At 44.1% G+C, this 13,512-nt stretch carries 9 protein-coding genes; 3 read left to right on the top strand and 6 right to left on the bottom strand.

Annotated features, from left to right (window positions below; translation table 11 throughout):
• Window positions 1–180: 180 nt before the first annotated feature.
• From FK220_RS06885 to FK220_RS06865, 5 genes are all read right to left on the bottom strand, one after another.
• The gene (locus tag FK220_RS06885) at window positions 181–1,017 is read right to left on the bottom strand and encodes a class I SAM-dependent methyltransferase (RefSeq protein WP_152573512.1); all 837 of its coding nucleotides are present in this window, start codon (window positions 1,015–1,017) and stop codon (window positions 181–183) included.
• A complete protein-coding gene (locus FK220_RS06880; RefSeq protein WP_152573511.1) occupies window positions 995–1,555 on the bottom strand; it encodes a hypothetical protein in 561 nt (186 codons plus the stop codon). The genes FK220_RS06885 and FK220_RS06880 overlap by 23 nt, the downstream gene beginning before the upstream one ends.
• Window positions 1,556–1,757: 202 nt before the next feature.
• Window positions 1,758–3,626, bottom strand: a complete 1,869-nt coding sequence (gene mnmG / locus FK220_RS06875) for a tRNA uridine-5-carboxymethylaminomethyl(34) synthesis enzyme MnmG (RefSeq protein ID WP_152573510.1) — start codon at window positions 3,624–3,626, stop codon at window positions 1,758–1,760.
• A 95-nt stretch (window positions 3,627–3,721) separates the two neighbouring features.
• Window positions 3,722–4,141 (bottom strand): rRNA maturation RNase YbeY, encoded by a 420-nt coding sequence (gene ybeY, locus FK220_RS06870; RefSeq protein WP_152573509.1) that lies wholly within the window; start codon window positions 4,139–4,141, stop codon window positions 3,722–3,724.
• A complete protein-coding gene (locus FK220_RS06865; protein ID WP_152573508.1) occupies window positions 4,134–7,601 on the bottom strand; it encodes a DUF4175 family protein in 3,468 nt (1,155 codons plus the stop codon). The genes ybeY and FK220_RS06865 overlap by 8 nt, the downstream gene beginning before the upstream one ends.
• Window positions 7,602–7,674: 73 nt before the next feature.
• Here FK220_RS06865 and FK220_RS06860 point away from each other — a divergent pair, with 73 nt between their 5' ends.
• The 3 genes from FK220_RS06860 to FK220_RS06850 all read left to right on the top strand — a co-directional run bounded on the left by FK220_RS06860 (window position 7,675) and on the right by FK220_RS06850 (window position 11,444).
• Window positions 7,675–8,754, top strand: a complete 1,080-nt coding sequence (locus FK220_RS06860; RefSeq protein WP_152573507.1) for an alkane 1-monooxygenase — start codon at window positions 7,675–7,677, stop codon at window positions 8,752–8,754.
• 98 nt (window positions 8,755–8,852) lie between these two features.
• A complete protein-coding gene (gene gltX, locus FK220_RS06855) occupies window positions 8,853–10,358 on the top strand; it encodes a glutamate--tRNA ligase (RefSeq protein ID WP_152573506.1) in 1,506 nt (501 codons plus the stop codon).
• 153 nt (window positions 10,359–10,511) lie between these two features.
• Window positions 10,512–11,444, top strand: coding sequence for an SPFH domain-containing protein (locus FK220_RS06850; protein ID WP_152573505.1), 933 nt, complete (start codon window positions 10,512–10,514; stop codon window positions 11,442–11,444).
• A 319-nt stretch (window positions 11,445–11,763) separates the two neighbouring features.
• On the opposite strand, the gene FK220_RS06845 is transcribed toward FK220_RS06850, so the two are convergent.
• On the bottom strand, window positions 11,764–13,449 hold the full coding sequence (locus FK220_RS06845) for a glutamine--tRNA ligase/YqeY domain fusion protein (RefSeq protein ID WP_152573504.1): 1,686 nt from the start codon (window positions 13,447–13,449) through the stop codon (window positions 11,764–11,766).
• Window positions 13,450–13,512: the final 63 nt, after the last annotated feature.

The raw sequence follows: 13,512 nt of genomic DNA, 5'->3' as shown, positions 1-13,512 counted from the left end.
CAAAACAATAAGCGATTTCTATTAAAAGGCATAGCCTGTATCGGGTTTGTCTATGGAAATTGGTTTTGTAAAACCCCTTATTGTAACAGAATCTCTAGTTGGCAGGCCATTTACTAGGTTACACATCTGAAATGGCGTTAAAAGGTCTTAAAATGGTTTTTATGTGGGTAAACACTTTTTTCAGCTATTTTGTCCTCTCTGAAGGATATATATTAGTGAAGAATACTCTTTGGAACGCCATGCCATTATGTTCGATCGAAGCCCGTTAAAAAAAGCATGTAAATATCGTTGTTTTCCCGTCTTGTATTTTTCGGATAGCAGCGCAACATAAAAAGAATCGAAGTGCATCGGCTTGACATTGATCACTTTCAAATTGGAAGATGCAAATAATTTTTGAATGGCGCTTCGTGAAAAGTGCCAAAGATGTCTGGGCACATCGTAGGCCGCCCAGAATTCTTTGTAATGTTCTGCATCAAAAGATTTAAAATTCGGGACGGCTACAATCAGTGTTCCTTCGTCTTCCAACAAATCTACCAGTTTGCTAATTTGGTTTTCCAAGTCGGGTAAATGCTCCAGCACATGCCATAGAGTGATTACTTGATACTTCCTTTGGTTCTTCGGGGCAATTTCCGGTATTAGATTGATTCCTTTTTCCGAGGCCTTTTTTCTGGCCCCCCAGTTGGGTTCGACCCCGCTGACCTCCCATCCTTTTCGTTTGGCAGCTAGTAAAAAATCACCTGTGCCGGCTCCAAAATCCATGAGTGTTCGTTGGCCACTATCATAGCGATTAATCAATCGAACCTTTCTCCGTATACTATACCTTTTGACAGTTTGGTAAATTTTCTCCAGCAAACTACTATTGGCATCGGTATGTGAAATATACCCAGTGCTTTCGTAATATCGGTCCAAATCTTTCGGACGTGGTTTGGTAATCAACATCTCGAGGTCTTCATGCAGTAACAATTCGAACTCCTCTCCTGAAACGGCATGGTCTTTAGTTCTTAAATACGACTTCATTATAGTTATGGGTAGACAGGTACTCTTTTTTTAAGGCCGAAAGATAGTTTAAAACCGCTTCCCGTGAAAGCGCATTTAAAGAGAGACAATCATTTTCACTATCACTGTATACCTCGATTGCAATGTACCAATGTCCCTTTCTGCTGAAGTTATTTGCGCTTTCCATTAAGTAAGGTTCAAATTCCTCGTTGCCCAAGGCTCCATTGAGCACTATATCGAACATGGCCGGGGCGAGATTCAATGTCTTATCAGCAATTTCAATTTCATACCAGGCGAAGAAATACTGTTCTTCGTTTATCTTAAATGGAATATCGTCATAAACATTGGTGTCGTTCAACTGAAACTTTGTGTTGACATATTCATAAAAATGACCAGCGTCTTTAGGATCTTCAAAAATGAACATCTGTCTTTTCGAAAGGCCTCTTTTGAACTTTTTGCCTCGGGTTACCTTATAATCTTCAATAGTTGGAGCAATACGTAAAGGAATGCAGGAGTGAAATAAAACGAAAAGTGATACCAAAAATAGGGAATGCCGCATGCAGACTGGTTTAAGAAGTTAACAAATCACCTCAAAAACCGAACCAAAACGACTACATTTTAAATAGCTGAACGCTCAGGAACCAATTAGACTAGGATCGTATTTATTCATCAGATGGCAACAGAATCTGACAATTCAAGGAGCGATTTCAATGACGGGGTTCCCCTGGCCTTGTGAATGTTCCACGTGGAACATTATGATTTTACCTGCCCAAATAAACCAAGAGCACACTAATGTCCGACGGATTGACCCCACTGACCCTTGATGCCTGTGCAATCGTTACGGGCTGAATGGCATTCAGCTTTTCCCGTGCCTCAAAGGAAAGCGATTTTAATTTGGAGTAATCGAAATTCTCCGGAATCTTTATTCCCTCTAGTCTTTGTAATTTGTCGGCATTATTCTTCTCCTTTTCGATATAACCGGAATATTTAACTTGAATTTCAGCTTGTTCCAGCACGTCCCTACCAAGCTCATTGTCCTCAACGAAACCGGAGACCGTTTCCAATTGAAGCATATGATCAATCGTAACCTTTGGCCTAGAGAATACCTTGAACATTTTATCGGACTGTTTGACGAGGGAAGAATCCAAATCGGCCAAAATCGGATTGATCTCCTCCGGACGTACGCTCGTTTCCCTGAAAAAATTTACAAAAGCATCTGACTTTCGTTGTTTTTCTTCCATTCGCTTCAAACGTTCTTCCTTTGCAAGACCTATAGCGTATCCCTTGGGTGTTAGCCGCAAGTCGGCATTATCCTGCCGTAAAAGCGTTCTGTATTCTGCGCGGGAGGTAAACATGCGATAAGGTTCTTCGGTTCCTTTTGTAATCAAATCATCGATCAGAACTCCAATGTATGCCTCATCACGTTGTAAAATGAAGGGCTCTTCTTCATTTATTTTGAGATGTGCATTGATGCCCGCCATCAACCCTTGTGAAGCCGCCTCCTCATACCCGGTGGTTCCATTAATCTGTCCGGCAAAATAAAGATTTTCTACCAACTTCGTCTCCAAAGTGTGCTTTAGCTGTGTGGGCGGGAAATAATCATATTCAATCGCATACCCTGGCCGAAAAAACTTTACGTTCTCAAAACCTTTCACCGATTTTAAGGCTTTATACTGTACATCCTCGGGCAGCGAAGTGGAAAATCCGTTCACATATACTTCCACGGTATTCCAACCTTCTGGTTCTACGAAGATTTGATGGCTGTCCTTATCGGCAAAACGATGGATTTTATCTTCAATAGACGGACAGTACCTAGGCCCAATACTTTTAATGCGCCCATTGAACATGGGCGAGCGATCAAAGCCTTCGCGGAGTAAATCATGAACCAATTTGGTGGTATGGGTCATATGGCAATCACGCTGGTTACTCAGTACCGGTGTTTGCAAATATGAAAATTTTTCAGGGCGCTCGTCGCCCGGTTGGGGAATCATAACTTCGTAGTTCAACGATCTTCCATCGACTCTCGGAGGCGTACCGGTCTTCATTCGGCCGCTATCGAATCCGAAATCAACCAACTGTTCAGTGATGCCCGTCGAGGCTTTCTCGCCAGCCCGACCGCCCCCCAATTGCTTTTCCCCGATGTGAATCAAGCCGTTTAGAAAAGTGCCGTTGGTAAGCACCACCGCCTTCGCTTTGATATCGAGCCCCAAGGAGGTGCGAACCCCGATCACCCTTCCGTTCCCGACCAAGAGGCTCTTTACCATATCTTGATAAAAATCACAATTTGGTGTGCCCTCCAAAGCAAGCCGCCATTCCTCGGCAAAACGCATACGGTCATTTTGTGCACGTGGGCTCCACATCGCAGGACCCTTTGATTTATTGAGCATCTTGAATTGGATGGCCGATCTATCCGTAATAATACCGCTATAGCCCCCTAATGCATCAATCTCCCGTACTATCTGCCCCTTGGCAATGCCTCCCATTGCCGGATTACAGGACATTTGTCCTATGGTCTGGAGGTTCATGGTCACTAGCAACGTTCTAGAACCCATATTGGCGGCAGCGGCAGCGGCTTCCGCCCCCGCGTGACCACCTCCAACCACAATTACATCATATCCGTCTGTGAACATCTGCTTTCTATTATTGATATCTCAAGTAAAATACCGGGCTTTACAGGTATTCCACCTTAAAGACTTCACTTCAAATTAACGGCCGCCATTGTAGACTAACGTTCCACGTGGAACATTTCAATCTTTTCATCTTCTTTACGACGCATCACTGCTTGGTCCTTCTTCTTTTTGTCATCGTATCCCAAAAGATGCAGCACTCCGTGTACCATCACTCGCCTCAACTCTTCCTCAAAAGCAATAGCCAGTTCAGAGGCATTTTCCTTGACACGTTCTACCGAGATAAAAAAATCACCAGACATCGAAAATGCCTCGCAGTAATCAAAGGTGATGATATCCGTATACGTGTCGTGCCCAAGATATTTTTGGTTTATCTCCAGTAGGTATCGATCCGAACAAAAAACATAACTTAATTCTCCCAGCTTCTTTCCCTCCGATTCAATTACCCTACTTATCCAATCGGAATACCTGGTTTCATCTCTCAATCGAAAGTCGACCTCATAATGAAAGCTAATCATCCTTCTTAAAATATTCCTTGACCTTTTCTTGAAAATTAGGCCGCAAAGGTAAGGCTTGGCGGTTTAAAATCTCCACCTCATTACGATAATTATCGAGTAGTTCAGGTTTGGTTGTTATAGGGTTTTGAAATCCGGTCTTATTCGTAGTGCTTTCCCGCTCCGGTTTCTTACCCTGCTTCATAGCGGCATTTTCCAATTTCAACAACTCGTATTGAATGTTGTTTATTTTAGATAGGCTTCGCTGTGTTACCCCATTTTCCAATAGATCATTTTCAAAATCTTCCATTTGTCGCACTAACTTCTCTCCCAATTTCCGGTCGCTATTATTGATCATATCCCGTAACTGCTTTTCCAACTGTTCCCTCAGCTGTTGTTGCTGCTTATAGATTTCATAAATCTCCTTTAACTCCTCTTCGCTCGGTTGTCCTTGACCTTGTCCGCCCTCCTGACCACCATTATTTCCAGAAGCACCTTGACCTTCTTTTCCTTCTCCGTCCTTACCTTCTCCATTATTACCTTCTCCACCATCTTTTCCTTCTCCATCCCGGCCCCTATCTCCAGACTTTTGGTCTCCCTTTTCCCCCTGTTCTCCTTGCCCCGTTTTACCCTCACCTTCCACATTCTGGGGCTTTCCCTGTCCAGACTGGCCCATGCCCTGCATCTTCTCCTTTAGCTCTCCTTGGGATTTGATGATATCCGGTAACTGAAAGCCATCCTGACTTTGACCGGAACCCTGCCCCATCTGCATGCTTTGATTCATATTATCCAACAAATCCGCTAAAAAATCCGCTAAACTATTCGAAGCGTTTAACACATACTTCTGGTACGATACTCCCTGGTATATTCGGCTTTCGGCCATGCTTTCCAAAGACCTGTCAATATTGTAATATACCTCGGTAATCTGCTCGTTCACGAACTCTGAAAGTTCAGCCTGCCTGAGGGATAGTGCAAAAAGACTATCGTCGACATGTTCAAAAAGGCCCTTCAACTCTTGTTGTTCCCGTACGACCTTGGAGAACTGGGGAATATCGGCATCGGCCGCCTCCAAACTTTCAAACAGGTTCTCCTGCTTAAAGGAAAATGTAATCAAATTGTCCAATATCTGCCGTAACATCTCTGCATCCTCGGCAATGGAGGAGCCGCTAGACCCCCCTGCGGCCGATTGCTGTAAATCTTCGGATAACTCCTTCATTTTCTGCGACGCCGACTTCTGTTTTTGTGAAGCTGCTTTGGCCACGTTGTTCTTTTGTGTTTCCGAATCTTGTTTCTTTTCCTCCTCAAGTTTTTTCAGCGCCTCTTCCTGTAATTGCCTTACCCCTTCCTGTTTCTCTTCATCCACGTTCATATCCATAGGTTTCTTCAAATCCGCATTATCTTTTGCTAACTCAAGCAACTCCTTTGAAATTTGGTTAAATTCCTTGTTTATTTCTTTTTGCTCCTCCCGTTTGTCGGGCTTTCCCAAATCTTCCGAGGCCTTCTCCTGCTTTTCAGCCAATTTTTGAAGATCTCGAGCCAATTGTGCCGCCTTCTCCGTCACGTAATACCGTTTGGTCAATTCCAGCAATTGTTCTAGGTTTCGTTGGCTATTCCGCTGCTTTTTGCCCAATTCATCCAATCGCTTGGCCAACTCTTCCTTGTTTATTTTATCGGCAATCTTATTAAGTTCCTCCAATAATTTTTCATTCTTCCTAGCCTCCTTCTCTTGTCGCTCCAAACGCTCTTGCAATAGTTTATTGAGTTTGTCGTCTTTATCCGATTTTTCCAGATTCTCTTTCAATTGCTTACTAAACTTTTGCATCATGCTTTCTTGCTGTTGCTGTTTTTTCAGGAAGTCCTTGATTTGGCTCTGATCATTAAAATTCAATTGTGCCTTCTCTTTTTGCTGCTGGTTGATGTTCTTGAGGGTCTCTTTTTGCTCTTTAAACTTTTTCAAGGATTTATCCATGTTTCCGATAATGGACTGCTGTGACTGCAACTCCCTGTTTTTTAACTGATCTTCATCAAGTAGTGCCATTGAAAAGACCTGACTTTTACTGGATTTCCCCTTATGAATCGCATCGTTGTCCCTTGCCTCGAAGAAAAAACTATAATTCTTCCCGGACTGCAAGTCCAGGCCCGATGGAAATGTATAATAAAACTGTTCGAAATTGACGTTTGGATTGCTTAGCACCAACTCCTGCTTCTTATCGGGGTCGTCATCGGGATAACAAACCAGACGAATGCGACTTAGCTTGTAATCGTCGGTCGCCTCCCCTACATAATATAGAACATTTGGATTCAAGGAATCGGTCAGCTGCCTAGCCCTAATTGTGGGGTAGGCATCCTTGATTATTTTAAAGCGATAGGACAACTTTTCGTAATCGGCAATATATTGATTCGATGTTGCCAACTCGTAGGGCAAATCCGAATAAACGCTTTTAGAAAGTTGAAATTGGTCATCATCCCCAGAAAAAGCAAGTGAGGTGTCCCTGGTTATCAGTCGTATGCTTTCGATATGCCGGCCTCTAATTTGCCAAGTAACCTTAGTACCCTCAGGAAAAGTGGCGTTCCCTGTGCTATTCAAAACCTCTGGCAACCGATTGGTATAATTCGGATAGTCCAGACGGATCTTAAAATCCTGTATGGAAGGCGTCTTTAGCACATTGAGGTGGTAATCGGCCGAGCGAATCCCGTTCGCCGTAAAGTGAAAGTCCGATGGTTGCAAGGGGGGTGAAAACGTATATTGGAAAACTCCATCCTGTTTTTGGAGCAGGGACTCCTTACCATCAATAGTAATAAATACTTCGCCTGGACGCACGTCGCCAACCGTTGTCAGCCGAATCGTATACGATTTTGAATCCAGCACATCCAGTGTTTCGTTCAGCAATTTGAAACTGAAAGGCGCCGGCGGTTCATACGCCAAATCATAATTGACCACTCTATTGGCCGATCCAAAGAATGAACTCCAATTTCCGCTTATCCACAACGACACAAATAATAATAAGGGTATTATTAGGTATTTGGCATATTGCAAATTCTCTTTAAAATTCACAGCCTTGGCAAACGGGATGGGTTTTAGTTTTTCCGATCGTTGCGCAATACTGGCCAACAGCAATTCTGTTTGGTTCCTATCCTCTGCCAAATCAAGCAAATTGTAAAGTTTGTCCCCTACTTCAGGGAAATGCTTCCCGATCAATAACGAAGCCTGTTTGTTGCTGATGCCCTTGCGAAGTCTAAACAGGTAGAAAAGCGGTGTAGCGATATATCGGTACAACAGGAAGAATTCCACCCCAATGAACACCAATAACAATATCAGCCGGCCCGTAGAATTGAGCCATAAGAAATACTCAACACCCATGATGACGAAAAAGAACAGTAGACCCAGTGCCAAAAAAAGCATGCCGCCCTTCATCAATAATTTGGTGTAATACTTTTTCGTAAACCTATTGAGTTTATCGAGTATGTTGTGATAACTGTTCAATATCCATTATATTTAATACCAAGATACTTGATATGGTAAATTTAAGTATCAATTAATTGTTAAAAGGTTCGTGATGAAAGATTTAAAGTACCTGGCGGCCTTGACATTGCCACTGTCGGCTGTAATCGGTTTATATATACAGGGCATATGGAGTTTCTTCACTCCGTTTTATGCATTTGTACTGATTCCTATTCTGGAACTGCTGCTTCCACACGATGAAAGCAACTATGAAGGCGCGGAAAGAGAAGATAAAGCCAAGAGCAAACTGTTCGATTGGATGCTCTATTTGAACATCCCGATCGTATTCGGTCTATTAGGGTATACCCTATGGTTTGTTTCCACCGCTTTTCTCACCAAGTACGAGCTAGTAGGGCTTATGATATCCTTGGGAATTGTTCTAGGAACCAATGGCATCAATGTTGCTCATGAATTGGGGCATCGACAGACCACAGTGGAACGACATCTTGGCAAGCTATTACTGCTTCCCTCGCATTATATGCATTTTTACATCGAACACAATTTCGGGCATCATGCAAACGCAGCGACCAAAGAAGATCCCGCCACGGCACGGTATAACCAAACGGTATATTCTTTCTGGTTTACGTCGGTAATTCGCCAATACATAAGTGCTTGGAAGCTGCAGCTAAAACTTCTTAAGGGAAACAATGAAGGTTTTTTAACCCTCAACAACGATATGCTGTGGTACAGCATCTTACAGCTTGCCTACTTGGCCGGCATCTATTTGTACTTTGGTACCATCGGCCTACTTTTCGCCATTGGCGCCGGGATCATAGGATTCTTAATGCTCGAAACGGTCAATTACATAGAGCACTACGGCCTGTCGAGGCTAAAACTGCCATCGGGCCGCTACGAACGCGTACGTGAAGTACATTCATGGAACAGCAATCATGTAATGGGCCGTATCGTACTTTATGAACTTACAAGACACAGCGACCATCATTATAAATCCTCCAAGAAGTATCAAATATTGGATTACCATGATATCTCGCCACAAATGCCTTTCGGGTATCCGACCAGTATGGTGCTTTCGTTAGTACCTCCTTTGTGGTTCAGTCTGATGAACCCACGGATTCCCGACGAGATGAAACAACAATCCCATACCCCTTCCGATGGAACGCCAGCCCTCGGCTAAGTATGGAACGCTAGCTTGCTTTTGATCCAGTAAAATTCCACCACCGTACCCCTGTCGGCAGGTGCATCTTTCGTAACTTTGGGCCATAATAAGTTTGTATGACCCAAAATATACGTGTTCGTTTTGCGCCCAGTCCTACCGGGCCCTTGCACATTGGGGGTGTGCGCACCGCCCTTTTCAACTATTTATTCGCCAAAAAACATAGAGGTGCCTTTGTCTTGCGAATCGAGGATACCGACCAAAATCGTTATGTGGATGGGGCGGAGCAATATATTGTTGAGGCGCTTGAATGGTGTGGGATTCCCTTTGATGAAGGACCTGATAAAGAGGGCGGTTTTGGCCCCTACCGACAAAGTGAACGAAAACATCTTTACCGCCGTTATGCGGAGGAACTTGTTGAAAGGGGAAAGGCCTACTATGCCTTCGATACTACTGAAAAACTCGATTTTCATCGGAAGGACCATGAAGCAAAGGGCAAAACCTTTATCTACAACTGGCACAACCGTTTGAAATTGGATAATTCCCTTTCCATGATGCCAGAGGAAGTCCAAACGCGTTTGAGGTTGGGTGAAGATTACGTTATCCGGTTTCTAACTCCCCCTGACGAGAAACTTCAGCTACGGGACCGCATTCGTGGGACCATCGAAATCGATACCAACATTTTGGACGATAAGGTTCTTTTTAAAAGTGACGGAATGCCCACTTATCACTTGGCCAATATTGTTGATGATCACCTCATGGAAATCACCCATGTCATTCGGGGCGAAGAGTGGTTGCCCTCTTTGGCTTTACACCAACAACTGTACGATGCCTTCGAGTGGAAGTCTCCGGAGTTTGCCCACCTTCCTTTGATCATGAAGCCGGTCGGAAAGGGAAAATTGAGCAAAAGGGATGGAGAAAAAGGAGGATTTCCCGTTTTTCCGCTATCATGGAACGATTCAATAGGCTATAGGGAAGCCGGGTATTTCCCAGAGGCCGTTATCAACTTTCTAGCGCTCTTGGGCTGGAACCCCGGGACCGAGCAGGAGCTTTTTGGTTTGGACGAATTGATAGACCTTTTCTCCCTGGAACGCGTGCACAAGTCCGGTGCGCGTTTTGACCCTGATAAAACCAAATGGTATAACCAACACTACTTACAGCAAAAGACCAATACAGAGTTGGCACACTCGTTCTTACCCATCGTCCGGGCAAAAAATATCGTCGATTCCAAGGTGACCACAGATTATTTGGAATCGGTCATCTCTTTGATCAAGGAACGCGCCACCTTTGTTTCCGACTTTTGGGAACTGGGTGATTATTTCTTTGTGGCACCAACGAACTACAATGAAAAAGCCGCTAGAAAGCAATGGAGAGAGGATACTCCGGAGATAATGAACCAGTTGGTATCCGTTTTGGAAAAGACGAACGATTTTACAACCGAACCTTTGGAAGCCATCGTCAAAACCTGGATTTCCGAGCAAAATCTGTCCTTCGGTAAGGTCATGCCCCCGCTCCGCCTCGTATTGGTAGGGGATATGAAAGGCCCTCATATTTTTGATATCATGGGCCTAATCGGGAAGAAGGAAACCATCGCTAGAATACGCAGGGCAATTTCCATTTTGTAGTTGGTGCCCCCTCAAAGACGGCTGTTTCCAAAAACCTAATGATTGGTAGGTAGGTAATTGCCGTTAAGCGCTTTTGTAACAATTCTTAGAAAACCACTACCCATATACAAAGCGTTTTCGTAAATTCATTCCATTAACTAAAAATCCGAAACCATGGGCTTTAATGTGTTTTTAATACCGATTATTTTTTTTGCGCTCGTAATTCTCTTTTCCTCTTTCTTCATCGTGAAACAACAGACTGCGGTGGCCATTGAGCGCTTTGGTAAGTTTCATAGCATACGGCAATCGGGTCTTCAGATGAAAATTCCGCTGGTAGACCGTATTGCAGGCCGATTAACCTTAAAAATACAGCAACTGGATGTAATTATCGAGACCAAGACCTTGGATGATGTTTTCGTCAAATTAAAGGTTTCCGTTCAATTTGTCGTCATACGCGAAAAGGTGTACGACGCATTTTATAAGTTGGAGTATCCCCACGACCAAATCACTTCCTTTGTATTCGATGTCGTACGTGCCGAAGTGCCCAAAATGAAATTGGATGATGTTTTTGTTAAAAAAGACGATATTGCCATAGCGGTGAAACGCGAATTGCAGGAATATATGTCGGATTATGGGTACGACATCATCAAAACCCTGGTAACCGATATTGATCCCGATGCGCAGGTAAAGGCGGCCATGAACCGCATCAATGCCTCGGAACGTGAAAAAATAGCCGCCCAGTTCGAAGGGGACGCTGCGCGAATCCTAATCGTTGAAAAAGCGAAGGCCGAAGCCGAGAGCAAGCGCTTACAAGGACAAGGTATTGCCGATCAAAGAAGGGAAATCGCGAGAGGGTTGGAAGAATCAGTAGAGGTCTTGAACAAAGTGGGCATCAACTCACAAGAAGCCTCCGCTTTGATAGTGGTTACCCAACACTATGATACCCTTCAGTCGATAGGAGAGGAGACCAATACGAATTTAATCCTCCTTCCCAATTCGCCCCAAGCTGGAAGCGATATGTTGAATAACATGGTCGCCTCATTTACGGCAAGCAATATGATCGGGGAACAAATGAAGAAAACCGGATCACGGAAAAAAGAAGAGTAGAAGCCATTTTCCGAAAACTAAAACCCCTTTGACGGATCGACACTGTCCTGGGGCTTTTTTTGTGTACAATTTAAAAAACCTTTGTCGGATAGCGGTAGTTGCTTTCTTTGAAACGCTATTCAGGTCTATCGGGGAACCTGCTCCATTGCAAATGCTTCATCTTTCAAAATTCTTTCATAAAGGCCTCCTAAGAGGGGAAAACACAGCCGAGCCACAAACACCACCATAAAAGAAGAACACCTCTTAGAATCCCTTTAAATCTGTTGCTTTTCATAGAAAATACCGATTGCTATATTTCAATCGATAAGAAATTCTTATGCTAGTCTTTTCGAAGGATTTTTGCCCAAGTGTCCCGCAAACCGACCGTTCTGTTAAACACCAGTTTCTCCGAATTCGAATCAGGATCTACACAAAAATAGCCCAATCGTTGAAATTGAACCCGATCTCCTACTTTGGCATCTTTCAAACTAGGTTCCAAATAGCCGGTAATGGTTTTCAACGATTCCGGGTTGATGAAATCCATAAAATCCTTGTCTTTGTGCGTATCTGGACTTTCATCGGTAAACAGCCGATCATATAAACGAATCTCGGCCTCGATGGCATGCTTCATAGACACCCAGTGCAACGTACCTTTCACCTTGCGGAGGCTCTCCTCGGTACCACTTCCACTTTTGCTTTTAGGGTCGTACGTACACTGTACCTCGATAATATTCCCTTCGGTATCTTTGGTGCAGCTTTCGGCCTTAATGATATAACCGTTCTTCAAACGCACTTCCCCGCCTAGCTTTAATCGAAAGAACTTGCGATTTGCCTCTTCCCTAAAATCATCTTGCTCAATATAGAGCTCCCCTGAAAAAGGCACCTTTCTAAAACCGGCCGATGGATCTTCCGGATTATTTTCCGCATCCAACCATTCCTCGCTACCTTTCGGGTAATTGGTAATGACCAATTTCAAGGGATTTAAGACACCCATAACCCTTGGGGCAATTTTGTTCAAATGGTCTCGGACATGAAACTCCAAGAGCGATACATCGATTAAATTTTCCCGTTTCGCTATCCCTATGGTATCCGCAAAATTACGAATCGATTCCGGAGTATAGCCCCTTCGTCTCAAGCCGGAAATAGTGGGCATCCGAGGGTCGTCCCATCCTTTCACAACCCCACTTTCGACCAACTGTAACAGCTTGCGCTTGCTCACTACCGTATGGCTTAAGTTGCGACGCGCGAATTCCCTTTGTTTCGGTCGTATCTTCCCTGGGTCGTAAATCTGGTCCAGAAACCAGTCGTATAACTCTCGATGTGGCAAGAACTCCAACGTACATAACGAATGCGTCACCTGTTCCACATAATCGCTCTGACCATGTGCCCAGTCGTACATAGGATAAATACACCAATCGGTATCAGTACGGTGATGTGTCCTGTGAAGAATCCGATACATTAACGGATCGCGCATAAGCATATTCTGGGCTGCCATATCGATTTTGGCCCGTAGTACATGGGTACCTTCGGCAAACTTACCTTCCTTCATTCCTTCGAATAATTCCAAATTTTCCTCGACCGAACGACTTCGATACGGACTTTCAGTGCCCGGTTCGGTGGGTGTTCCCTTTTGATCGGCCATTTCCTCCGAAGTCTGACTATCCACGTAGGCCTTGCCATTCTTGATTAAAACCACGGCCCAATCGTAGAGCTGCTGGAAATAATCCGACGCATACCGTTCGGTATCCCACTCAAATCCCAACCACTGCACATCTCTCTTTATCGCATCTACATACTCCTGCTCCTCCTTGATAGGGTTGGTATCATCGAAGCGCAGGTTTACGGGGGCATTGTACTTCAATCCCAGCCCGAAGTTGAGACATATGGAGCTGGCATGTCCAATGTGTAAATACCCGTTAGGCTCGGGAGGGAAACGAAACCGAAGCTGGTTCTTTTCATACCCCGTTTTCAGGTCGTTTTCGATGATGTGTTCCAGAAAATTCAGGGATTCGCGTTCTTCGCTCATGAACAGTTTTTTTAAAGCTACAAAAGTAGCGAAAAACCCCTAAAAGCGCACCTCAAAATACCC

Source organism: Pelagihabitans pacificus, from assembly GCF_009371985.2.
In the GTDB taxonomy this organism is placed as follows: domain Bacteria; phylum Bacteroidota; class Bacteroidia; order Flavobacteriales; family Flavobacteriaceae; genus Pelagihabitans; species Pelagihabitans pacificus.
The sequence above is the reverse complement of the archived record's forward strand: the minus strand, read 5'-3'. Positions and strand labels throughout refer to the sequence as shown.